A 22,848-nucleotide genomic window follows, 5' to 3' on the forward strand; every position below is an offset into this window, starting at 1 on the left:
GTGCCTTGGCCTTGGTCGAACGCTTCCAGACAAGCCCTGTAATCGTTGGTGCCGATGGTGATGAACTTGCACAACTCCTGCATGCGTTGGAATGCGGCGCACGCGGCTACATCCCGACGAGCGTCGGAATAAAGGTTGCCGCCGAAGCTGTAGCGCTCGCGCGCGCAGGCGGCGTCTTTGTGCCGGCAAGCAGCCTGTTGGCTGCCAAGGAAGCGATCGCTCCCGTGGCCAGTCGAAATTGCTGCCTCGACAGCCTGTTTACACCACGCGAAGTCGTGGTCGCCGAAGCGCTGCGGCGAGGCAAGGCAAACAAGATCATCGCCTATGAGATGGATCTTTGCGAGAGCACCGTCAAAGTGCACATTCGCAACATCATGAAGAAGCTGAACGCGACGAACCGAACCGAAGTTGCCTATAAGATCCGCGAGCTTGTTCGGTAATACTTCTTCCTGGCGACGGTTGCCGCTTGCGCGAATTATACGGGAAAGAGCCCGGCTTATCGTGTTTCGCCAATACCAGCCCCGGCATCGGGGCAGGCCAGCGGCCTTAATGGCTAACCGGCAGAGCGCCGGGCTCCAAAATCGCAACCCATTGATGGGAGCGCGCCTGCGACTGGTTTCGCGCCGAAGGGCCATACGCGCAGGCAGAGACGCCTGAGCGCATGAAATGCCCTACCAGGATCTTGGACAGCTGATCTCTAACCTATCCGTCCGTCATGTGAGCTTGCTGTTGCAGGGCAGGGCCTGAGCATCTGCGAAGCGCCTGTGGCACAGAAGCGAAATGCCGAGAACGCCACATTCTTAGAGGGCGGCGAACTCGCCATAGGTTCCTGACGAATGGGGATGGCTGAGCGTCGTTAGTTCCAAAGCCAAAATTCATCGATCGGGAAGTTTGTGGGCGAGGGGCTCTGCCTCGTTGACGTGAGGCAGAGCTGGAACCCTATTGGGGCACCGCGTGCGAATGCTTGGTTGGGGGCGTCAGTATTCGCACGAGGCGTGCAATACGGCAGGCAGCTGAAAGGCACCTGAAAGCGCCGGAGCAGAATGATCGCTCTGACGCCCGCCCCATCTGTACAGCCTGCCTGTCACTCTCGTCTTCGTTTAGACCAGCACTTCGCCATTGCGTGCAGCCACGCAACCGCCGGAGATCACGAGCCGCCGCGGCGGGCAGCGCACGAGCGCGTCGGGGACGTTCTCGGCATCCAGCAAAACGATATCGGCGCGCGCGCCCGCCACCAGGTCGTGCACGTCGCGCCCGACGAAATGCGCACCGCCGCGCGTCGCCAGTTCTACCGCGGCAGTCAGCTTGTCGTCATGCCGGAGTCCGTGCAGCCTGGCGAACTGGAATGCGATGCGCAGTAGATCACCGTCACCGAACGGCGACCACAGATCGCGGATACCATCGGTACCAAGCCCCAATGGCACCGAACGCTGTCGCATCCCTTGCCACGGAAGCGGCGCCGTTCCGCCCATCGCAACGGTCGTCCAGGAGACGCCCGCCTCGGCGAGCCCCTCTACAATCTCTGCCTGGACGTTCTGCGGCAGCGTGCCGAGCACGAAGCCGTGCGAGATGTTCACCCGCCCTTGCAGCTTGGCGTCGATAGTGCGCCGCATGACCTGCTGGAATTCGTAGACGCCCAGCGAGCCAAAGTCGTGCAGGTGCAGGTCGAGACCGACACCACGCGCCACGGCGATATCGAAGAGCGCGTCCAGTTGCCCCTCGACGTCGCGGTCGATCGTGCCCGGATCAAGCCCGCCAATATAGTCCACGCCCGCCTGCGCCGCCTCATCGAGAAGCTTCAACACGCCCGGCCGACGCAAAACGCCATCCTGCGGGAAGGCGACCGTCTTCACTTGAATGGCGTCGCCAACCTCATTGAGCGCAGCTTTTACGCACTCCAGGCCTCGCAGCCCGATGTCAAGATCGACGTCGATATGCGTGCGCGTCGCCGTCGTTCCGTGTCGAAGGAACTCGCGCAACACAGCGGCCGTGGATGACGCATTCGGTATGTCGTACTTGCTGCGCTGAGCACACTCGTTGGCGATCCAGCCCTCCACGGTCGGATGGTCGGAGTAGGTGTAGGAGACCCAGGGCTGCCCCCACCAGCTCTTGTCGACGTGAGAGTGGGTATTGATGAAGCCGGGCAAGGCGAGAAGGTCGCCGCCGTCGACATCGCCTGCGGCAGGCGAGGCGGCAGCGGGGCGAATGTCTGCAATACGCCCGTCCTCAATGGCAATATCTACAGGGTCGGCACCCCAAGGCCGCACGTTGGTTAACCTATAGTGCTGATCAGTCATCAAGGGACTCCCTGTCTATCGATCATTGGAACGATCGGCGTTTGGAATGAAGTTGTTTTGTTTGCAGGTTCAGCGGACGCGGCGCAGGAAGGTTGCGGTGCGTTCATGCGCGGGATTATCGAGCACATCGCGTGCCGGACCGTCCTCGACCACTCGTCCCTGGTCCATGAACACAACCCGGTCGGCCACCTCGCGGGCAAAGCCGATCTCGTGCGTCACGACGAGCATGGTCATGCCCTCATCGGCAACTTTCCGCATCGTGGCGAGAACCTCGCCGACGAGCTCGGGATCCAGTGCACTGGTGGGCTCATCGAACATCATCAGCCGCGGCTCCATCGCCAGTGCGCGGGCGATGGCGACACGTTGCTGTTGACCGCCGGAAAGCTGGCTGGGGTAAGCCTCGGCACGCTCCGTCATCCCGACGAGCGCAAGCAGATCCCGCGCCTTGTCGATACTCTCTCTGCGCGGTCGCTTCAGGATCTTCACCGGACCATAGATGACATTTTCCAGCGCGGTCATGTGACCGAACAGGTTGAAATGTTGGAACACCATCCGATGTGCTGGCGCGCCTTGGCGACAGCCCGCTCGTCCTGCTCATAGAGAACGCCGGCGCGAAGCTCATAGCCGATGCGCTTGCCCGCCACTTCGATAATGCCGCCATCGACCGGGTCGAGGTGATTGATGCAACGCAGCAGCGTGCTCTTGCCCGATCCGGACGGTCCGAGGACGCACACGATTTCGCCGGTGCGGACGGTGAAGTCGACGCCGCGCAGAACATGGTTGTCGCCGAGCCATTTGTTGACGCCTTCGATTTTGAGCATCGTATCAGTCATAGCCGCGCCCATCATGCCGTGCCTCCATTGGCTGCAACGGTCGTCTGCTCGCTTTGCAGACGCTGCGCCGTCTTTCGCGTTTGTTGCGGTCTGACCTGGGAGGCGTTGAAGCGCTTCTCCAGGAAGTGCTGTCCTATGCTGGCCACGGTGACCAAGACCAGGTACCAGAGCACCGCAACGATCAGCGGCGGCAGGATTTTGAAATTCTGACCGTAGATAAGCTGAACTCTGGTGAAGCGCCAATGTGGTGCTCAGGGCAGACTGGCAAAAGTCCGGCGTTGCCATCATTTCCGGCGGCGGCTCGGGGCACGAGCCCTCACATGCCGGGCTGGTGGCTGATGGTCTGCTGACGGCGGCAATCTGCGGCGAGGTCTTCGCTTCTCCAAGCGTGGATGCAGTCCTTGCCGGCATCGTCGCGGTGACGGGCGAAGCCGGGTGTTTGCTCGTCGTCAAGAATTACACCGGAGACCGGCTGAATTTCGGTCTCGCCGCCGAGAAGGCCAAGGCACTCGGGCTGAAGGTGCAGATGGTCATCGTCGCCGACGATCTGGCGACCTCCCGGTCCCGGCAGTCGCGCGGCATCGCAGGCACCTTGTTCATCCACAAAATCGCGGGACATCTGGCGCGCACCGGTGCCTCGCTCGAGGACATCCGCGCTGTGGTCGAACAGGCAAACCAGGGGATCGTCACAATCGGTGCGGCGCGCGACACCTGTACCGTCCCCGGCAATCCCAAGCTCGATCGGATCGGTCCGAACGAAGTCGAGATCGGATTGGGGATACATGGCGAGGCGGGTGTCGAGATCGCCGTACTAGCCAGCTCAAGTGCGCTCATCGATGATCTTGTATCCCGCCTTGCGCCCCGGCTGAAACCAGGTATCGAATATGCCGCCATCTTCAACAACTTGGGTGGTCTTTCTAACCTGGAATGCCTGGTGCTCTTCTCGGATCTGATGAAGTCGGCGCTTCGTCCGAAGATCCGCTACGTTGCCGGGCCGGCCGCCGTGATGACGGCGCTTGAAATGCCCGGCTTCTCCATTTCACTTCTCGAATTGACGCCGGAGCGCGAGATCTTTCTCACATCGCTGACGGCATCGTCCCATTTTCCGCAATTCGAAAGGTTTCGCGATGTGCAGCCGATCACTGCCCCTACGGTCGAGGCAAACCAAACCTTTCACGCTTCGAGGGATGATTGGGTCCGAGCATTGTCGAGATAATCATTGCAACCTGCATCGACATGGAAAGCGCGATCAATGCGCTCGATGCGAAGGTCGGCGACGGAGACACCGGCAGCACCTTTGCCGGAGCGGCAAGAACGGTCCAGGCGGCCATCGACACCTTGGCCTTCGCCGATGGCTCCGCCTTGCTCTCCGCACTCAGCGACCTCAAGCGCAAAGCCATGGGCGGCTCAAGCGGAGTGCTGTTCGCCATCATGATGGCGCGTAGTGCCGATGCCTACCGTCAGTCCAGGGATTGGGTTGCAGCCCTTTCCGAAGGCCTTGAAGCGATGCAGCAATATGGCGGAGCGAAGCTTGGAGACCGGACGATGATAGACGCGCTCTCGCCGGCGCTCGCGGCCGTCGGAGGAGGAGAGGGGATGGCCTCGGCTGCTGCGGCCGCACGGCTTGGAGCGGATGCGACTGCGAGCATGACGCGTGCCAATGCAGGCCGCTCGTCCTATCTGGACGCCCGGTCGCTGGAAGGAATTGCCGATCCGGGTGCGGAGGCGATCGTACGCATTTTTGAGGTTCTCGCGGCGCATCCTGGCTGAAATCCATAACCTCGAATCGCCACCGCGCCGCGATACGGGCGGCGGGTAGGGGTTGCTTGTTCGCATCAGCGGGTGGAGAGCGGCGGAGGTGGGGGCGGAGCGGTAGAGCCCGAGCCCAGCGAGCGCTGGACCATGACGCTGTCGGCCCAATGACCATAGCGATAGGCCACTCCTGGCAGCAGACCGACGCGAACAAAGCCGAAGCGCTCGTGCAGGGCGAGGGAGGCAACGTTGTCCGCGTCGATATAGCCGATCATCTGCCGGAAGCCCGCTGCCGCACAGGCATCGATCAACCCGCGCATGAGCAGGCTCCCGACACCCTGGCCGACATGGTCGTGATGCACATAGATCGAGTGCTTGACGGTGTAGCGATAGGCCGGGCGTTTGCGGAACAATACCACATAGGCATAGCCCACAACCTTTTCGCCTTCGAGCGCGACGACATGAGGGAACCTGCGGTTCTTCAGGTTCTTGCGCCGCTCCCGCAGATCGTCCGGTTGCGGCGTGTCGTTATCGTCCACCCCGTCCTCGACGCCGCGGCGAATGTGGCGGCGATAGATGGCCAGCATGGCATCGACGTCCGTCTCGCGTGACGGACGAATGACGATCGTTTTGTTCTGCTCCATGATCGATCCGAATTCTTAGGCCTGTTCCGCAACGACATAAGTATAGAGCCGGATGCGGCCGGTTTCATCGATCTCGCGATAGAGCCCCTGAATCTCCACTTCAAAGCCCGGGAAAGTGTTGAAGCAGGTTTCAAACATCTTGAGATAGTCAATCATGGGCTTGGCCTGGTCCGTCAAACGCTCGCCCGGCACGATGGTTGCGATGCCCGGAGGATAGACCACGAAGGGTGTTGTCGCGATGCGGCCCGCGATCTGATCGATCGGCAGATACTCGACATCATTGCGCACCAGGCAGCGCGCGGCGTCATGGGGCGAGAGCGCGATCGGAGGCAGGTGGTCAGCGGAAAACTGCTTTGTCTGAAGCGCACTGACATCAGCCTGGCGGAAGAAGCTGTGCATGTCCGTGCACAGATCGCGCAGGCGGACCCCGGCATAGCGGCGAGGCCGGCGACGGTAGAATTCCGGTATTGCCTCCTCCAGCAGCGCATTGTCGTCATAGAGCTTCTTGAAGGCGACGAGACCGCTGATCAAGGTACCGGCCTTGCTGGCCTCGACGCCGGGGGTGAGGAGAAACAGGAGCGAATTGAGGTCGTTCTTCTCCGCGACGATGCGGTTTTCACGCAGGTATTGCGCAACCACGGGCGCCGGAATGCCATGCTCTGTGTACTTTCCACTCGCCCGGTCGAAGCCGGGGGTGAGCAGGGTGAGCTTGTTCGGATCCGTCATCGCGAAGCCCGGCTCCATCGCGGAAAAGCCGTGCCATGCCGCACCGGGCGTCAGGTGCCAGAAGGCGGGATTGGTGGCGAGCTGGTCGGTGGCGATGCTCTCCCATGGCACGTCATGCACTGCGCCGGGGCTCGACACATCCGGAATCGCTACCCGATCGGGCACGAAAGGCTCGAAGAACCACCGGCGTTCGGGACGATTTTCCTTCTCCTCGAATTCGCGGCGCACAGCGCGGATCTTCTTGCGCAGCTCGATGCCGAGGCGGATCGTGTCGTCCCACAGCACTTCGCCCGAGCGGCCCTTCATCATCTGCGCGCCTACATCAAGCGAGGCAAACAGCGGGTAAAAGGGCGAGGTCGATGCGTGCTGCATGAAGCTCTCGTTGAAGCGCCGGTGCTCCACGCGGCGCTTCTGGCCGGTGATGTGCCGATCCTTCATGTGGATCTGGGAAGCCTGAGAGAAGCTAGCGAGCTGCTTATGGGTGGACTGCGTGGCGATGATGCCCGGCGCATCCGGGCCAAGATCGGCAAGACCCATGGCGAAGCGTCCGGCATAGAGTGGATGAAATTTCATGAAGCCAGCCCAGGCCTCATCGAAGAGGATGTAGTCGCACAGATGCCCAATGCGCTTGAGGATCATCTCAGCATTGTGAATGGTGCCGTCATAGGTGCACTGCTCCACAACCGCGACGCGGAACGGACGCGGCTTCTTATGGGCCTCCGGATCCTTCACCAGCGGATGCGTACGGATGCGCTCCCGTAGCGCCTCCTCGTCAAAGGCGGCATAGTCGACGGGGCCGATCAGCCCATAAGGATTGCGGATGGTCGGCAAATAAACCGGTATGCCGCCTGAGATCATCAAGGCGCCATGATGGGCGGCCTTGTGGTTGTTGCGGTCGAACAGCACGAGATCGCCGTCGGTGACGAGCGCGGAGAGCGCGACCTTGTTGGAGGTGGAGGTGCCATTCAGGACGAAATAGGTCTTCTCGGCGCCGAAAATCTTGGCCGCCTCTTTCTGCGCAGCAAGCGCAGGCCCCTCGTGGGTCAAAAGGTCGCCAAGATCGAGCACGGAATTGTCGAGATCGTCGCGAAACACCGCTTCGCCCAGATGCTCCATGAATACCCTGCCGATCGGGCTGCGGCTGTAGAAAATGCCGCCATTGTGCCCCGGGCAGGTCCAGAGCTGGTTGCCTTCTTCGGCATAATCGACCAATGCGCCGAAAAACGGCGTCTTCAGCGTCTCTGCATATTGCTTGAGCCGGCTGATAAGGCTCTTGGCGATGAAGGCGGGCGTCTCTTCCGAAAGGAAGACATAACCGTCGATGAAGTCGAGCACCTCGACCGGCACATCCTCGAAGCGCTTGCGGCGGATCAGCAGGATAATCGGGAATTCGAGACCGCGCCGACGCATCAAATTGATGAGCGAGGCCGTCTTGCCCTCAAGGCCCTTCTTGCCCCAGTCGACCAGCATACAGCCGATGGCCGCGTCCGTCTGCACGGCGATCTCAGCATCTTCGATGTTGCGCGCGCGCACCACCTCGAAGCCGGAGCGCTCGATCTCCTCGATGATCTGGTTGTAGCGGGCGCCCTCCAAATCCTCGCTGTCAAAGGTTGGCGTTGCGAACAGAAAATTGAAACGTCTGAAATAATCCATCGTGGTACCCGCTTTCGATTAGGCACGAGGTGTCAACGCATTTCATGACATGGATGTGACAGACTATCGGATGTCCGAAACATGTTGATGAGGAAGCATTTTTCAAATCTACTCGCCATGGTTTCACATCCGGTATTCGCCGCTCTCCAGCGGCCGAATGCTCGACCAGAGCTCGCACCCCAGGGAAATGTCTTCGCCTCGGTCTGGACTAGGATAATCTTGCCGCGCCGAACGAATGTGCGGTCGGATCGAGGCAGACCTGATCGCGTCCCTTCAACTTCGCGGCATAGAGGGCGAGGTCGGCTCTTCGATAGAGATCATTGCAGTCGTCGCCACGCAGTACGGAGGCAATGCCGGCCGAAAATGTGTAAAAGAAGTCGGCCTGGTCGGGCAGGGGCCGCGATTGTCTTACGGCGAGCAGCATACGATAAACAATCGCCTCGGCCCGGTCCGGTGTGGTTTTCGGCAGAATGAGAACGAATTCTTCTCCTCCCACACGCCCGAAAATATCGGTCTTGCGGGCCATTTTCTGTAGGGTTGCTGCAAAATCTCTAAGGACGGCATCGCCGACGATATGGCCGAAGCGATCATTGATCGCCTTGAAATTATCGATGTCGAGTATCGCAAAACATCCGACCTGCTCTGCTGCATCGCCCTGACCGCCAACGAGTTCACCAAGCTTTGACATGACGAACCTCCGGCTCGGAACGCCTGTCAATTCGTCAGTCTGCGAGGCCTTTAGTGCAAAATCGCGATCTTGCCGCAGGGTGCGTTCATCGGACCGGATCGTGGTAATGTCGCTTGCGACGCAGAGCATCCAGCCACTGTGCTCGGTGGTCTCCGTCATCCAGAGCCAGCGGCCATCGTGAAGATCGGTCTCGAACGCGCGAAACCCACTTTTCCCTCGTCTTGCCTGCGTTGTCAGCAACCAGCTCTCGAAATCCGTGGTTTTAATGATTGTTCCGCGCATGGCATGATAGTTGCGGCGCATGAGCTCAGACCACAGCGGATGCTCGTTATCGTCGATGAACCATGCCATACGAAACGCACGGTTGGCAAAGCGCAGGCGATCATCCTGATCGTACACGGCGACGAGCGCCCCCGAACCTTCAATCAACTGCGCCAAGCGCAATATATATTCTGCATCACCCAAGGCCATCATGCCCTCAGACAGGTTTAAGTCGCCCCGGATTATGACCGACAGGGATAAAATTTATGTTAGGATGAGCAAGAAGCATTGTCACGCCGTTCGCGGTTTAACGGACCTCAGATAGAGGCCGAAAATTCAGCTTCGAATATCTCCACGCGTCACTTCAATCCAAAATGCCGACAAAATAATTGATTTGGGCGTGAAAATGTCGCTTTAGGTGTTTGGCAGAAACACTTCAAAATAAGAATTCTGCCTAAGAGATTTGAAACGAGAAATGACTGACATGAACGACCAAGACGACGAGTACATCTATGACGAGGCAACCGGCGAGTGGCGGCCCGCATCCGAAATCGCGGCAGAGAAAGCCAAGGCTGCGGAGGCCCGCGATGCATCTGGCAATGTCCTCGCAGACGGCGACTCTGTCGTTCTGATCAAGGACCTCAAGGTCAAGGGCGCCGGCCAGACGCTTAAGCAGGGAACCGTGATCCGATCGGTCCGGTTGACCGACAATCCGGAAGAGATCGATTGCCGTCACGACACGATCAAGGGTCTTGTTCTGCGCACGGAGTTCGTACGCAAGCGCTGATTTTCTCTGTGACCGTTCGGATGGTTTGGCCGGCATGTCTCAGAGGCTGCCATCGCTGCAAGTCGCGGGCAATTAGTCCAACAGGTCGCCAGTTGCCGCGTTCGCGTTTTACGCCGACGCGTTGGCTGGCGATGCCGCAAACCAGCAGGTCGCCGCCATCACCATAGGACAATCTCGCCAACTATCTGGAATGACAGCGGAAAGTCATGAGGGTTGGTGGGGTGACGGTGCTTGGGATAGTTCCATAATTGTTATTATCTGATGTTTATTTGTAGCTGGGTGGGTTCTATTGACCCTCGCCGGTCGTCCGCGCCCCAATAGACGGCAGGTTGGGCTCCAGCAGCGCGGCAGGCCCCTCATGCCTCCAGAGCCAAGACGACGATCCAGGCCTGCCATCTGGCACCTGGTATCTTCAGCAGCAAATTGTCGATCTGCGCGCCGGCGGCCCGGACCGCGGTGCCCAGCGGGCTCCCGCGAAACGGGATGGACAAGAGCGTCGTTAGCCCGAAAAATTCCAGATCGCACTTCGAGAAATATTTGCGCACGATCTCGAAGTCGGATTTCAAGAGCGGGTGCTCATCAACCGTGCGGGCCGCGGGCGTCCAGTTGCGATAGAGATTGATCACAGGGTTGTGGCCGAGCGGCTCGAAAAAGAAAGCCTTGCCGCCCGGTCGCAGCACGCGCCGGATCTCGCGAAGCGATTTCTCCAGCACGAGGTGGTGCAGGATGCCGCTGCCGAAGACGACGTCAAAGCCCGCCGACGGCAGCTTCATCTCCTCCGCATTGTCGACTTGGAACGTCACGTTGCTGATTCCGTGGCGAACGGCCGCATCCGCGGCCTGTTGAATAGCGACGTCCGAAATATCAATACCGGTGATCCGCTTGGCAGAGTGCGCAAGACCAATGCTGCTCATGCCGTTTGAGCACCCATATTCGAGCACTTCCTTTTCGGGACAGGCCGCCTTCACCAGCCGCCAATAGGCGTCTACAGCGGGCTTGACGGCGAAATAGAACGAGTCCTGCTTGCGTTCTTCTAAGGCACCAAAGCGTTCATTGTGAAAGTCGCGCTCGCGCGTAAGGCGCGCATCATGGGTCATCCCGGTTTCCTCCCAGCTTGCCCTAATGCGTCAAAAATGTTTCCAAGGTTGTTGATAGGCACCAGACCGGTTGCGGTCACCAGTGGCCCCTCGATTTTGGAGGATACCACAACTAGGGCCATATATCCCAGCCCATTGCGGTTTCACTGTTCGGCGGTGATCCCACTGGGACACCACGAGCGCCGTGGGGAAACAAGTTTCATAGAAGTCCGTCAGCCCGGTGACGTTGCGGCAATGGATGACGGACGCCAGGATACGGTCGAAGCTGATCATGGGTCAACTGATAGGCTATCGAGCCCCCTACCCGCGAGAGCTCGGCAAAGCGGACTTCCCAACTTTGCTACCGCAAGGCGCAACTTGCGAAGGATAAGAATGGGTTGGCGGTAATCAGGCTTAGATGTGGGAGGCGACTTTTCTGTCGAGCGGATGGTATCCAAGCTTCTCGGAAACCTCCTTTGCCGCGGAAAGAAGGCTCTCCAAATATGCTTTGCGGTTGCGAAGACCATCCTCCCGCGGTGCGACGAGGCAAAGCGTTGCGATGCACACGCCGTCGGCCTGGTAGATTGGCACGGCGAAACAGTGTGTAAAGTTCTCCACTTCACTATTGAAGGTGAAATATCCGTCGTGCGCGGCGTCACGAACCTGGCTGATGAAATTTGATGGATCGAGACGCCTGCCGTCCGGGAGCACGAAGTCGTCCGGTGGGATGAAATCGAGAATTTCCTGATCGGAAAGGTGCGAGACGAGGAGCCGTCCCGAAGCGGTCCACGGAACGGATACGAGTTCACCGACATTGGAAGAGATGCGAAAAGGTCGGATGCCCTCGCGCATCATTGCGACCGTATACTTGTTGCCTTCCAGAAGGCACATCTGGGCTGTCTCCCGAGTCTCCTCGGCCAGGTGGCCCAGCATGCGTTCGCATTCGCGCATCAAGTCGAACTGCTCGGCATAAGCTGTTCCGAGGAAATAGAGCCGACGGCCGAGAAAGACCCTGCCATCGCCCCCGTAGTAGTCGAGCATACCGTGGCTGAGAAGCAGATTGACCAGTTCGTAGACCGAGGATCGCGGCGCACCGATTTCCGCAGCGATCTCGTTCGGCCGCATGGGCTGACGTTTTACCCGAAGAAATTCAAGTATCTCAAAGGCACGATCCAATCCTCGGGTGCGCCGCGATACCGTGTCGACACCAGCCTCAGCCATGCTCTTCTCCAAAATTAGGCGCGATCCGCGCGGTAAGCCACGCAGTCGACTTCGACCTTGCAGTCGACCATCATGCGTGATTGGACACAAGCGCGTGCCGGAGGATTCGCGCCGAAATACTCGGCATACACGCCGTTGAAGCTCCAGAAGTCGCGCGGATCGTCAAGCCATACGCCGACGCGCACAACATCTTGAAGGCTGTAGCCCGCCTCCTTGAGAATGGCAATCAGGTTTTCGATAGCCTTGCGGCTCTGGCCAACGATCCCACCACCGACAATCTCGCCCTTTTCCATCGGTACCTGACCGGAAACATACAGCCAGCCGCCGGCTTCGGCAGCCCGTGCGAAAGGAAGTGGTTGTCCGCCGGCACCCTTTTCGCCGGTCCCATAACGCTTGATCGTCATCCTGTTGTCTTTCCTTCTAGTTGAAGCTGGATGTTTTGAGGAACTCCGCAAGCCGTTCCGTCTTCGGCTTCAGGAACATCTCCTTTGGATCGCCCTGCTCGCAAATGACGCCCTGGTTCATGAAGATGACTCGCGAAGACACTTCGTAGGCAAACCGCATTTCATGCGTGACCAGCAGCATGGTCATGCCGTCTGCCGCGAGACCCTTGATGACCTGCAGCACTTCGCCAACCAGTTCGGGATCAAGAGCTGAGGTCACTTCATCGAACAGCATGAGCCGCGGCGACATCGCGATCGCGCGGGCAATTGCCACACGTTGCTGCTGACCACCAGAAAGCTGGCCGGGATAATGATTGGTGCGCGCCGACAGACCGACGCGATCCAGCCATCGCTCGGCGATCCCACGCGCTTCGGCTTTCGGCATCCTCTTGACCTTGATCAGCCCAAGCATGACGTTCTGGGCTGCGGTCATGTGCGGAAAGAGATTGAACTGCTGAAAGGCCATCCCTGTCAGCGCGCGCTGACGGGCAATCTCCTTCTCGCTCTTTCGCCTGCGCGTCGATCCCTCGACGTGGTAGCCAATCTCTTCGCCATCGAGGCTGATCGTGCCCCCCTGGAATTCCTCCAGCATGTTCACGCAGCGAAGCATCGTCGTCTTGCCCGAACCGGATGAGCCAATGATGGAAATGACCTCGCCTTCCCCCACTGAGCAGTCCACGCCTTTGAGAACCTCGTGCTGCCCGTAGGTTTTACGCAGGCCCTTGATTTCAAGCATTGTCTTGGCCATCGCGCGGCCTCCTCAAGATGGTAGGGTGGTCTTGCGCTCGACGAATTTGCCGAAGCGCTCGATACCGAAGTTAACGATGAAATAGAGAGCGCCAGCCAGGAAATAGAACTGCAGGCTCATGAAGTTGCGGGAGATGATCTCCTGCGTTCGAAGCAACAGCTCGGCAACCCCGATAACCGACAGCAGCGTCGATGCCTTCACCATTTCCGCCGCCGTATTGACCCAAGCTGGCAGGCACTGGCGCAGCGCTTGGGGCCAGAGGACGGAGGTAAACGTCTGGGAGAATGTCAGCCCGATGGCTTTTGCTGCCTCTGTTTGCCCCTTCGGGATAGCCTGTAGAGCGCCGCGCACGATCTCGCCCACATGCGACGAGCAGAAGATTGCCAACGCCAGAACACCTGCCGAAAAGGGACCGAGTTCGATGCCGACCGCGCTCGAGACATAGTAGCTGGCAAGAACGAGGACCAAGACCGGCGTTCCACGGATGACGTCTGTGTAGGCTCGGACGATCAGACGCAGCACGCCGTTCCCGTAAACCAGAGCAAGTCCCACGAAAACGCCGAGGACGGAGCCGGCAAGAATGGCGAGGAGCGAGATCGATACCGTCATCGCAATCCCATTCAGGACGACATAGCGGGCGATCCAAAGTTGATCGAGAAAAGTGTGAGACATCGGCTTACCTCGGCAATGCCAGACGCCGCTCGACCAAGCGCATCACGGCGGCAATGAGGAAACAGGTCACGACATAGAGGGCGGATGTAACCATCCAGGTCTCGATGACGCGGAAGCTTTCGACGTTGATCTTGCGCGCCGCAAAGGTGAGTTCGGGCACGGCAATCGTCGCAGCGAGGGATGTATCCTTGAACAGGGAAATGATTGTCGACGATAGCGACGGGAGAACGTTGCGGATCATCAGGGGGGCGATGATCGACGTGCGTATCTGCATCGACGTCAAGCCGATCGCCAGTCCGGCTTCCGTCAGCCCCTTTGGTATCGAGAGAAGTCCGGCGCGGAAGACTTCGGCGAGGTAGGCTCCCGAATAGAGCGAGAGCACCAGGACAAAGCTCTTAATCTTGTCCAGCCGCAAGCCCATCTGCGGCAATGCGAAGAACGCGAACAAGACGAGCACGAGGATGGGAAGATTTCGAATTACGGTAACGTAGATTCGTGCCGGCGCGACCACCGCACGGTTCTTGGAGAGCAGCGCAAAAGCGACGAACAGACCGAGGATTGTCCCGATCAAGATCGAGATCACCGCGAGGCCGAGGCTCAACATCAAGCCGCTAAGAAGGAAATCGAAGTTGCGCCAGACGGCAGCAAAATTCAGCGTATAACCCATGGCAGGCCGCCCCTTTAAAGGAGGGAGCGGGAAAGACCCCGCTCCCTCGGGCCAGTTACTTATATTCGACCGGGAAGCCGATTTGCGGAGGCGTCAGATCCTTGCCAAACCAGGTCTTGAACGACTTGGCGTAGGCATCGAATTCAACGCCGGTCATGGCCTCGTGAAGAGCAGTGTTGACGAAATTCAACCAATCCTGGTCACCGCGCTTTACGCCGCAGGCGTAAGTCTGCGGGTTCCAGCCGTAACCGGCGTCCTTATATTTCCCGGGATTCTGGGTCATGTACCAAGCCAGCGACGACTGGTCGGTAGCAACCGCATCCGCGCGACCGGATTCCAGCGCCTGGTAGATGAGATCGACGGAGTCATACTGGTCGACGGTAGCGCCCGGGAGGGCCGCATGGACCATCGATTCAGCGTAGACGTTCTGCAGGACGGAGATCGTGACAGATGACCCGGCGGCCTTCAGCGCCGCGTAGTCGGCATATTTGCCGTCCGCCTTGAGCATGAGCCCAACGCCTTCTCGATAATATGGGATTGTAAAGGCAATCTGTTGCGCGCGCTCACCGGTGACGGTCATGAACTGGCAGGTGATATCGACCTTGTCCGTCGTAATATTCGGAATACGTGCGTCAGACGATTGGTTGACATACTCGATCTTGTCAGGATCGCCAAAAAGGGCCTTGGCGATGATGTGGCCCATATCGACATCGAAACCCTGAAGTTTGTCGTCGGCGCTCTTGAAGTGCCAAGGCGCATTTGTGCTGCCCGTCCCCATAACGAGGTGACCGCGAGCAAGCACCTCATCGAGCTTACTTCCTGCGGCGAAAACTGGGCTGGAAAGAACTGTAGCTGCGGCCAAAGCGATCAGGCCGACGCGAAAAGAAGACGTCATGGCGTTCCCCTTGTGAAACATTTGCTTTGTCCAATATTCCGGACATACGTCTGTTTTATTGGATTCATACAGGAAGCGGTATGCGCGGTGGCTTGTCAAGGCGCGCCGCCAAAAAAAGCTGCAGCGATCCAAAGTGATCGCTTTTTCGGCATTGCAGCATTCTTGTGTTTCCGAGGCGGCCATGTCTCGTGGCGGTGTTTCCATGAGCGCAAGTGACATTCCTGTCGCGCTTGTCGAGCTTGACGTCGCTGAGAGAATTGCCAAGCGATTCCAAAGTGATAGCGATTCTTTCGGCTTCCGAGCGCGCCCACCCGTCAGGGTTCGTGCTACCTGCGGTCGCGGCTGCGTAGTCGAGCGCGAATGCAACGGGGAATGCCGGTCAGCGGCTTCAAAACCGACGCCATGTTGGACGACAGCAGCGCCATCGCCGATTGTGTCGGCCGCTTGCGACATCGTTAGCGAGTTAAGGCTGAAGCGCTGTGCGCGCCAGCGGTGCGCGTAAAAGTGCCGGCTTTAGCCGACGATCTCGTCATGGTTGATGACTTGTGTCCCCGGTCTGACCTAAGACATGGCAAGCGGAGGAGCTGGCAGGTCACGCTTTGGCTCGTGTCGCGGCAAAACTCGCGGGCGACTTGTACAAATTCTCAACCGCAAGTTATCTTATCGATATGCACATCTAGCTCCTCAGCCCTCATCAAGCTGATAGATCCCGCCTGTCAGCCAAGCAGGCCAGTCGCGTTCGAAAAATGACTTGGCGCTCTCGTCGAATTTCCGGTTGGGCCTTGTCGATATCGCCATGGCGCCGCTATCCAACCTGACGGCGATCTGCTCCTCACGATGCGCATCGCGCTCCTTGCGGAAGCGGTAGTCTTCAAGCGGGCCTGAACTTGCGACCGGAAGGAGTTCGCCGCCGGGGTCGCAAATCGCTCGCGCGCCGCGGCTGCCGCCGCCGTTGCGAATGAAGTAGTCCAGCGCACTGAGGACGGCCTCGGACGCGAGCGCCATCTGTCGCCACTGCAACGCCCTGCCCGCCTCCGCCGCGCGTTCGAAAGCGATACCCTTTTCCCGTATTTCTACGTTGAGCTTCTTCGCCTCGGCAAGCGCTTCGCCGACGCCGTCGGCGTTGCAGATCAGGCCGGCCTTGTCACTCATGCGCGACTGCACTTGCGACCGGATTGTCTTGACCGTCAGGGAGCTATCCGGTCTCAGGATCGCCAGGATCTCGACCGCGCCTGTCTCTGCGATAGCGCACATATCGCCAGTCGGAGCGGTCCTCGCCCTTCCGCTCGCGCCGATATGTTCGGCAACGCGCGTGCCGAAGACCTGGCCGGCATTGAGGGCCGCGCCGCCTGGACGGGTCACCCCATGCGTGCCTGCCGCCTCGCCGATCGCATAGCAGCCTCCAAGGCTGCTGCGCCCCCATGTGTCGACCATGACACCACCGTTCATATGCTGGTTGTTGACCGCAAATTCCAGCGGTTCCGCGGCGATATCGACCTTGTAGCGACGGTAGAGCTCGATCGCGAGCGGGTTCATATGCCGCAATCGCTGGATCGGCATCTCCTGTTCTGCACCGGCATTGCCGAGGTAGCGTTTCACGTCATCGTCAAGTCGGTTAAGGTCGAACGGCAGGTCGCCCGGCACCGGCAGCGGATTGCGGTTGAAATCCATGAACACGCGGCGGCCGGCCGCGCTCTCCCGGAAGATGGCGAGATCGACCAGGCTTGAACCGAAATCCAGCATCCGCGTCGAGTGGAAGGGCCACTGATAGCCCTTGCGGAAGACGTTCGAGGCCATCTCCTGCGTCGTCCGATAGTACTGCGCCAGGAAGTGATGCTCGGTGCCATCGGCATCGACTGAGTAGATGTGCGGGATCGCCTGCACATAGGTCCCGGACAAGTTCCACGGAAACCCTTCCCTGCGTGTGCCGATGCCGAACTGGCTTTCCGTGAGGTTGACGAGCTCGACGCCAGCCTCCAGAGCCAGGCCAAGCGATCCGAAGCAGCCATTCGGATAGACGCTGTCACGGTAGAGCTCGCCCGGTCCGCCGGCTGCAAGCACCAGCACTTCGCATGCGAAAAGTGCCAAGCCGAACTGGTTGGTATCGCTGCGATCGCTGGCGCGGATAACGAGCACACCGACGACGCGGCGATGCTCGCCCTCGCCCTGCGTCAGGATCTTCACGGCAGTGGTGTGATTGAAGAAGGGGACGCCGAGGCGAATGGCCTCTTCCGCCAGGACCTTGACCATCAAACGGGACGTGCGCGGCCCGCAGCTCGTAGCGCGACCGACTTCATCATGGTCGGTCTGATATCTGAGCGTCCCGCCCAGAGGATCCTGCGGCAACGGTAGGCCAAGGAACTGCAAGGACGCCATCATGCGGGCGGAACCGACTGCTTCAACATAGGCCGTATCCTCATCCATGGCCCCGCCGGCGCGGATCGCCCGTGCCATTGCCTTGAAGTTGTCGCCTTGGTCGGCTGTGTTTGCCGTATGAAGCGTCTGCTTGTCCGAACCCGAACAGGCGGACGTCCCTCCCCACGCGCTCTGGCTCATGATGACCACGTCATCGCGGCGACGCTTCATCTCGACGGCGGCCCGCAATCCTGCTGCACCGGAACCGACGACGACACAGCCAGCCCGATAGACCGGCACGTCGAGGCCCGCGAGCCGAACCGTCTCCGAGGGAGCCGCTTCCGGAGAAAGTTTCGGCATGTCGACGTCCGTCAGTGCGTCAAGAATGTGTTGCGGAACATCGATGGTCATTGGCGTTTGTCCTTGAGAAGGGGCAATCAGGCGAGCGGGATATCAACCCAGCGTTTCAACCGCGAGGATTCCATGCAGGCGTCGACGATCTGGCAGATGTGATGGCCGTTTTCGAAGGTCGGCCACATCGGCGTGTTCGTCGTGATCGATTTTACGACTTCCGCAGCCTCGATGATCTTGCTCTCATTGTAGCCAAGCGCGAAATTTGGAAGCGGAAGGAAGGCCCTGAATGTCGGGTTTTCAGGGCCGACATCGATCTCGCGAAAGCCGGCGCGCCCGGCGCGGTCGTCATTCGTATAGAAACGAAGCCGGTTCACCTCGTCATAGGTATAGGCGATGCTGCCCTTGGTTCCGTAAACCTCATAGGTCTGCATGAATTTGCGACCGGTAGCGACACGGCTGAAATCGACGATACCGGCAGCACCGTTTTCGAAGCGGCAGAGAAGATTTGTGGCGTCGGGGTTGGTAATTTCCGCCCATGTCTCGTCTCCCTTCAGCTTGACCTGCTCGCCATAGGCAAGCCCTTCCACGATCGGTCGTTTTGCCGTGACGATCAGGTTGTCGGCGATCAATGAGCTGACGCGGCCGACCAGGAACTCCATGAAGCTGAAGATGTGCGAGCCCGTATCGCCGACGATACCCGTCGGAGCAAGCTTGCCGTCGGCCCGCCACATGAAGGGGGCCATGGGATCGCTGTACATATCGACATGCTGGCAGCCACGGAACATCTTGATTTCGCCGATCTCCCCCGCCTCGATGATCTCCTTTGCGAGGTCGTGAACCGGATTGCGCGGGAATGCGTGCCCGACCCTGGTGATGACGCCCTTCTCCCTGGCGATGTCAGTAAGTTCGCGCGCTTCAACCGCGGTGTTTGCAAGCGGTTTTTCACAATAGACGTGCTTGCCGGCGATCAGCGCGGCCTTTGCCACCTCGTAGTGCAGGCTGTCGGGCAGGCAAATGTCGATCAGATCGATGTCGGGGTCGTTGACCGCTTGCTCCCAGTTCTGGAGAATCTTTGCGCCCGGAGCCCTGCGGGCAAGATCCTCGGCCGCCTTCGGATTTGCCTCGACGATCGCGACAACACGCGCGGTGCCGCCGGACACTCCGAGAAAGTGCGGAAAGGTCTGGTAGGCCATGGTGTGAACCTTGCCCATCCAGCCCGAGCCCCCCAGCACTGCTACTCTCACTTCGGCCATTTCCATATCTCCCATGCAAGCCGACCCTTGTGGGACCGGTAAATAATATTGTCAGCGGATCTCTGCCCGCGCTCGCGGGCGAGTGTCGTTTCGCTCATGTGTGAAGACAGCAGCCGGCAATGCCGGCAGGCCACGGATCAGATCCGCACCCTTCTCGCCGACCATGATTGTCGGCGCGTTCGTATTGCATGACGGAACCCGGGGCATCACGGAGGAATCGCAGACGCGCAGACCCTCCAAACCGTGAACCTTCAGATCGAGACCGACGACGGCCTCGGGACCGGTACCCATCTTGCAAGTGCCGACGGGATGATGGTCCGTCTTGGCGTTCGCACACCCATATTCGAAAAGCTGCTCATCGGTCATGACCTTCGGACCCGGCAAGCGCTCGGCAAGCACGAACGGCTTCAAAGCTGCCTGCTGCATGATCTCGCGCGCGACCTTCAGCCCTTCCAGCGACATCTCCCTATCGTGGGGGTCGGACCAGTAATTGGGATCGATCAGCGGAGCAGCGGCGGGATCCGCCGAAGACAGGCGCACGGTTCCACGAGACCGCGGATGCAAGTAGGCCGAATTCAGTGTCACGCCGGCGTTTTTCAACCGTTCGACACCCGCCTCGATGCCTGATCCGAGGCCCAGATGGAATTGGATGTCCGGAGACCGCGCGTTTGGATCGGCATACCAGAAGCCCCCGGTCTCGAAGAGCGATGATGCGACCGGGCCGGTCTTGAACAGGATGTATTGAATACCGGCCCAGAGCGTCCGATGGAGTTTCGCAACGCCGTCATAGGTATGATCGCCGGTGCATTCAGCGATGACGAAGAGGTCGAGGTGATCCTGCATGTTTCCCCCAACGCCGGGGAGATCATACTGCACGTTTACACCCACGGAGCGAAGATGGTCGCCGGGGCCAATCCCGGATTGCAGCAACAGCTTCGGCGAGCCGATCGCGCCAGAAGTCACCAGGACTTCGCGTTCTGCCCGAGCGATCTCGACGCCGTTCTTGCCAACGATCTCGACGCCGACGGCGCGCTTGCCTTCGAGAACGATGCGCGAGACACGAGCGCCGGTGCGCACCGTCAGGTTTTTTCGATCCTTGATCGGCGAGAGATATGCCAGCGAGGCCGACGAGCGGCGACGGTCGCGCTGGGTCAGTTGGTAGAAGCCGACGCCCGCCTGTTGACGGCCGTTAAAGTCATGGTTGTACGGAATGCCGAGCTCTTGTCCGGCGCGGATATAGGCGTCGCAGATTGGCAGCGGCGCGGCCGGCATTGAGACGCCAAGCGGACCGCCATAAGAATGATAGTCGTCCGCGAAACGCTGATTGTCCTCAGCCCGCTTGAAATAGGGCAGAATGGAGCGATAGTCCCAGCCCTCGCATCCATCCTCGCTTGCCCACATGTCGTAGTCGGCAGAGTTTCCACGCGTGTAGAGTTGGGCGTTGATCGAAGAGCCGCCGCCGATGACCTTGGCCTGTGTGTAACGCAGCACCCTTCCCTTCATGTGCCTCTGCGGCACAGTCTGCCAACCCCAGCTCGCGACGCCCTTGGTCATCTTTGCGAAGCCGGCGGGCATGTGGAACAGAGGATTCCAGTCTCCGCCGCCCGCCTCGAGCAAAAGCACCTTCGCGTTCGGATCTTCGCTGAGGCGGTTGGCAAGTACGCATCCCGCAGGTCCGGCGCCCGTTATGATGTAATCGAAAACCATGTCGTTATCCTATTGAATTCCAGGCGTTGGCGGATCGGCCGCGGTATTGAGGCCCGTCTGCATTAAGTCCTTCGACGCGATGTGGTCCGCGACCCGCAATGCCTGGCTTGCAATCGTCAGGGCCGGATTGACCGCTGCCGACGTGGGTAAGAAGCTTGCGTCCACGACGAACAGATTTTCATGATCATATGCGCGGCAGAAGCCATCGAGCGGTGCGGTCGCGGGGCCGTTGCCAATGCGGACGGTTCCGCACTGATGCGAAGGAGTGCGCTTGTCGAATGCTCTCGCGAGCACAATCGGAAAGCCGATGGATTTCAGAATGTCCTTCAGCTTAGCGACCAGCGCCTGATGTGCCGCCCAGTTCGTGCGCTGCCATTGCAGGATCACGCGATCGCCGTCGACCGTCACGCGGCTCTCGGGGTTGGGAATGTCCTCGCTCATCGCGTAAAAATCGATGGCGTGCGCCGTGACGAGATTGAGAAGCCACTCCGGAACGCGTGGCAAGGACCCCTTGAGGATCTTGCCGGAGACGCGCCCGAGAAGCTGGACGTTTCCAAGCGGCGGGCCGCCCTGTCCGTCCGAGAGATAGAAATCGTTGAACGCGAACGTCTTCTGGTAGACGGAGTCGTTGCGGAATGTCGGCGAGATGCCGATGACGGCCGACGCATTGTGGTTCATGAAGTTGCGGCCGACCTGATCGGACGAGTTCGCAAGACCCCTCTTGTAGCGATCGTTGGCCGACCTCAGCAGAAGAGCCGACGACTGGACTGCGCCGGCCGAGAGTATGACGATCCCGGGCGCGACTGAGAGGGGCTGCCCATCTTTCAGGTAAACGACCTCTTCTATCCGGCCGCTTTGACCGGTTTCCAGCCTGACCACCCGTGCGTTCGTCTCGAGCCTTACGTTTCTGTGCCGCAGAGCAACAGCCAAGGCCGCTGTCTCGGCATCCATCTTTCCGTCCTGGGAATTTGGATGCGCATCCCAAGGCGTCCGCGCTTTTGCCAGCCATTTGTCGAGGTCGATGCCCAGCGGCAAGGATGACGGATGCAGCCCTCTCCTCTTCAACCGGGCTCGCACCTCGGCGATGGCCGGTTCATCCGGCACGGGCGGATAGACATACGGGAGCGAATGATGCGGCTCCGTCGGATCCTCTCCGAGAGTGCCGCGCACGTTGTATAGGCGCTCTGCGCGGCCGTACCACGGCTCGAGAACTTCGTAGGGAAATGGCCAGGCTGGAGAAATACCCTCCTGATGGTGGATAGTTTCAAAATCCTCGCGGCGATAGCGTGAGAGCACCGCACCATAGAATTTCGAATTTCCGCCGACATTGTAGTAATTGCCGGGATTGAAGCCCTTGCCGCCCGCTTCGTACCAGGTCTCCTTCGGGCGAAAACGGCCGCGCTGAAAGATGGCGCGCTGGTCTCTGTTGACGGGATCGTCGGCGATGTGATCGCCGGCCTCGAGGATCAGGATCCGGGCGCCCGTCGCAGCCAGTCCGGCTGCGACCGTCGCCCCGCCCACTCCTGAACCAACGATGACAATGTCGGGTGCGTCGTTCATCTCAACTCCGGGGCTCAAGCGATCCTTGCTTGTGTTTGTGGATCGAAGAAGACGGCCTTGTCGAGGTTGAAGGCGAGGCGGGCGTGCTGTCCGGCGCTGATGCGGGCGTCGGCGCGCAGGCGGGCGACGACCTCCTTGCCGCCGAGCTTGGTGACGGCGAAGGTGTCGGAGCCGGCCGGTTCGACGACCTCGATCAGGCAGTCGTTCTCGGCCAGGGTGCGGGCGTTGCGGTCGGCGCCTTCGGGATCGGTGAGCG

At 59.8% G+C, this 22,848-nt stretch carries 19 protein-coding genes and 2 pseudogenes; 4 read left to right on the plus strand and 17 right to left on the minus strand.

The features are described from left to right. Positions 1 to 440: LuxR C-terminal-related transcriptional regulator (locus QD409_RS32825; protein WP_430764779.1), on the plus strand; the 440-nt coding region annotated here is incomplete at its 5' end. A gap of 660 nt (positions 441 to 1,100) precedes the next feature. On the opposite strand, the gene QD409_RS32830 is transcribed toward QD409_RS32825, so the two are convergent. Together QD409_RS32830 and QD409_RS32835 are read right to left on the minus strand one after the other, a co-directional pair. Continuing rightward, entirely contained in the window at positions 1,101 to 2,297 is a 1,197-nt protein-coding gene (locus QD409_RS32830; protein ID WP_430764780.1) for an amidohydrolase family protein, read from the minus strand. A 69-nt stretch (positions 2,298 to 2,366) separates the two neighbouring features. Beyond that, positions 2,367 to 3,118, minus strand: a pseudogene (locus QD409_RS32835) (amino acid ABC transporter ATP-binding protein). A 256-nt stretch (positions 3,119 to 3,374) separates the two neighbouring features. Here QD409_RS32835 and QD409_RS32840 point away from each other — a divergent pair. Both QD409_RS32840 and QD409_RS32845 read left to right on the plus strand, forming a co-directional pair. Continuing rightward, entirely contained in the window at positions 3,375 to 4,346 is a 972-nt protein-coding gene (locus QD409_RS32840; RefSeq protein ID WP_430764781.1) for a dihydroxyacetone kinase subunit DhaK, read from the plus strand. Further along, the gene (locus QD409_RS32845) at positions 4,322 to 4,900 is read left to right on the plus strand and encodes a DAK2 domain-containing protein (protein ID WP_430764782.1); all 579 of its coding nucleotides are present in this window, start codon (positions 4,322 to 4,324) and stop codon (positions 4,898 to 4,900) included. The genes QD409_RS32840 and QD409_RS32845 overlap by 25 nt, the downstream gene beginning before the upstream one ends. Before the next feature lie 65 nt (positions 4,901 to 4,965). On the opposite strand, the gene QD409_RS32850 is transcribed toward QD409_RS32845, so the two are convergent. The 3 genes from QD409_RS32850 to QD409_RS32860 all read right to left on the minus strand — a co-directional run bounded on the left by QD409_RS32850 (position 4,966) and on the right by QD409_RS32860 (position 9,064). Further along, entirely contained in the window at positions 4,966 to 5,526 is a 561-nt protein-coding gene (locus tag QD409_RS32850; RefSeq protein WP_092852769.1) for a GNAT family N-acetyltransferase, read from the minus strand. Between the two features lie 15 nt (positions 5,527 to 5,541). Then, a complete protein-coding gene (locus QD409_RS32855) occupies positions 5,542 to 7,905 on the minus strand; it encodes an Orn/Lys/Arg decarboxylase N-terminal domain-containing protein (protein ID WP_430764783.1) in 2,364 nt (787 codons plus the stop codon). A 208-nt stretch (positions 7,906 to 8,113) separates the two neighbouring features. Continuing rightward, positions 8,114 to 9,064: a sensor domain-containing diguanylate cyclase gene (locus QD409_RS32860; RefSeq protein ID WP_425348551.1), complete on the minus strand. Its 951-nt coding sequence runs from the start codon at positions 9,062 to 9,064 to the stop codon at positions 8,114 to 8,116. A gap of 274 nt (positions 9,065 to 9,338) precedes the next feature. Here QD409_RS32860 and QD409_RS32865 point away from each other — a divergent pair, with 274 nt between their 5' ends. Beyond that, complete coding sequence (locus QD409_RS32865) at positions 9,339 to 9,641, plus strand: alkylphosphonate utilization protein (protein ID WP_092852866.1); 303 nt, start codon at positions 9,339 to 9,341, stop codon at positions 9,639 to 9,641. Positions 9,642 to 9,997: 356 nt separating this feature from the next. Here the strand turns inward: QD409_RS32865 and QD409_RS32870 are convergent, their stop codons facing one another. The 12 genes and pseudogenes from QD409_RS32870 to QD409_RS32925 form a co-directional block, all read right to left on the minus strand. After that, a complete protein-coding gene (locus tag QD409_RS32870) occupies positions 9,998 to 10,738 on the minus strand; it encodes a class I SAM-dependent methyltransferase (RefSeq protein WP_092852765.1) in 741 nt (246 codons plus the stop codon). 393 nt (positions 10,739 to 11,131) lie between these two features. Then, positions 11,132 to 11,938: an IclR family transcriptional regulator gene (locus tag QD409_RS32875; RefSeq protein WP_430764784.1), complete on the minus strand. Its 807-nt coding sequence runs from the start codon at positions 11,936 to 11,938 to the stop codon at positions 11,132 to 11,134. 14 nt (positions 11,939 to 11,952) lie between these two features. Then, entirely contained in the window at positions 11,953 to 12,342 is a 390-nt protein-coding gene (locus QD409_RS32880; protein WP_092852762.1) for a RidA family protein, read from the minus strand. Between the two features lie 16 nt (positions 12,343 to 12,358). Then, on the minus strand, positions 12,359 to 13,129 hold the full coding sequence (locus QD409_RS32885; RefSeq protein ID WP_092852760.1) for an amino acid ABC transporter ATP-binding protein: 771 nt from the start codon (positions 13,127 to 13,129) through the stop codon (positions 12,359 to 12,361). A 12-nt stretch (positions 13,130 to 13,141) separates the two neighbouring features. After that, on the minus strand, positions 13,142 to 13,801 hold the full coding sequence (locus QD409_RS32890) for an amino acid ABC transporter permease (protein ID WP_092852758.1): 660 nt from the start codon (positions 13,799 to 13,801) through the stop codon (positions 13,142 to 13,144). A 4-nt stretch (positions 13,802 to 13,805) separates the two neighbouring features. Further along, the gene (locus tag QD409_RS32895; RefSeq protein ID WP_092852756.1) at positions 13,806 to 14,468 is read right to left on the minus strand and encodes an amino acid ABC transporter permease; all 663 of its coding nucleotides are present in this window, start codon (positions 14,466 to 14,468) and stop codon (positions 13,806 to 13,808) included. Between the two features lie 55 nt (positions 14,469 to 14,523). Next, positions 14,524 to 15,363: a transporter substrate-binding domain-containing protein gene (locus QD409_RS32900; protein ID WP_092852864.1), complete on the minus strand. Its 840-nt coding sequence runs from the start codon at positions 15,361 to 15,363 to the stop codon at positions 14,524 to 14,526. Between the two features lie 684 nt (positions 15,364 to 16,047). Beyond that, the gene (locus QD409_RS32905) at positions 16,048 to 18,129 is read right to left on the minus strand and encodes an FAD-binding protein (protein ID WP_430764785.1); all 2,082 of its coding nucleotides are present in this window, start codon (positions 18,127 to 18,129) and stop codon (positions 16,048 to 16,050) included. A gap of 26 nt (positions 18,130 to 18,155) precedes the next feature. Next, on the minus strand, positions 18,156 to 19,325 hold the full coding sequence (locus tag QD409_RS32910) for a Gfo/Idh/MocA family protein (protein ID WP_430764786.1): 1,170 nt from the start codon (positions 19,323 to 19,325) through the stop codon (positions 18,156 to 18,158). 51 nt (positions 19,326 to 19,376) lie between these two features. Continuing rightward, complete coding sequence (locus QD409_RS32915; RefSeq protein WP_430764787.1) at positions 19,377 to 21,032, minus strand: GMC family oxidoreductase; 1,656 nt, start codon at positions 21,030 to 21,032, stop codon at positions 19,377 to 19,379. Between the two features lie 9 nt (positions 21,033 to 21,041). After that, entirely contained in the window at positions 21,042 to 22,592 is a 1,551-nt protein-coding gene (locus tag QD409_RS32920) for an FAD-dependent oxidoreductase (RefSeq protein ID WP_430764788.1), read from the minus strand. A 14-nt stretch (positions 22,593 to 22,606) separates the two neighbouring features. Continuing rightward, a pseudogene (locus tag QD409_RS32925) lies at positions 22,607 to 22,848 on the minus strand (sugar ABC transporter ATP-binding protein); the annotation flags it as partial.

The organism is Rhizobium sp. BR 315 (assembly GCF_050577975.1).
Taxonomy (GTDB): domain Bacteria; phylum Pseudomonadota; class Alphaproteobacteria; order Rhizobiales; family Rhizobiaceae; genus Rhizobium; species Rhizobium miluonense.

Bases quoted from the DNA above. Each gene is read 5' to 3' on its own strand.
- QD409_RS32830 (WP_430764780.1), bottom strand. From the start codon at position 2,297: ATGACTGATCAGCACTATAGGTTAACCAACGTGCGGCCTTGGGGTGCC.
- QD409_RS32850 (WP_092852769.1), bottom strand. From the start codon at position 5,526: ATGGAGCAGAACAAAACGATCGTCATTCGTCCGTCACGCGAGACGGAC.
- QD409_RS32855 (WP_430764783.1), bottom strand. From the start codon at position 7,905: ATGGATTATTTCAGACGTTTCAATTTTCTGTTCGCAACGCCAACCTTT.
- QD409_RS32860 (WP_425348551.1), bottom strand. From the start codon at position 9,064: ATGGCCTTGGGTGATGCAGAATATATATTGCGCTTGGCGCAGTTGATT.
- QD409_RS32865 (WP_092852866.1), top strand. From the start codon at position 9,339: ATGAACGACCAAGACGACGAGTACATCTATGACGAGGCAACCGGCGAG.
- QD409_RS32870 (WP_092852765.1), bottom strand. From the start codon at position 10,738: ATGACCCATGATGCGCGCCTTACGCGCGAGCGCGACTTTCACAATGAA.
- QD409_RS32875 (WP_430764784.1), bottom strand. From the start codon at position 11,938: ATGGCTGAGGCTGGTGTCGACACGGTATCGCGGCGCACCCGAGGATTG.
- QD409_RS32880 (WP_092852762.1), bottom strand. From the start codon at position 12,342: ATGACGATCAAGCGTTATGGGACCGGCGAAAAGGGTGCCGGCGGACAA.
- QD409_RS32885 (WP_092852760.1), bottom strand. From the start codon at position 13,129: ATGGCCAAGACAATGCTTGAAATCAAGGGCCTGCGTAAAACCTACGGG.
- QD409_RS32890 (WP_092852758.1), bottom strand. From the start codon at position 13,801: ATGTCTCACACTTTTCTCGATCAACTTTGGATCGCCCGCTATGTCGTC.
- QD409_RS32895 (WP_092852756.1), bottom strand. From the start codon at position 14,468: ATGGGTTATACGCTGAATTTTGCTGCCGTCTGGCGCAACTTCGATTTC.
- QD409_RS32900 (WP_092852864.1), bottom strand. From the start codon at position 15,363: ATGACGTCTTCTTTTCGCGTCGGCCTGATCGCTTTGGCCGCAGCTACA.
- QD409_RS32905 (WP_430764785.1), bottom strand. From the start codon at position 18,129: ATGACCATCGATGTTCCGCAACACATTCTTGACGCACTGACGGACGTC.
- QD409_RS32910 (WP_430764786.1), bottom strand. From the start codon at position 19,325: ATGGCCGAAGTGAGAGTAGCAGTGCTGGGGGGCTCGGGCTGGATGGGC.
- QD409_RS32915 (WP_430764787.1), bottom strand. From the start codon at position 21,032: ATGGTTTTCGATTACATCATAACGGGCGCCGGACCTGCGGGATGCGTA.
- QD409_RS32920 (WP_430764788.1), bottom strand. From the start codon at position 22,592: ATGAACGACGCACCCGACATTGTCATCGTTGGTTCAGGAGTGGGCGGG.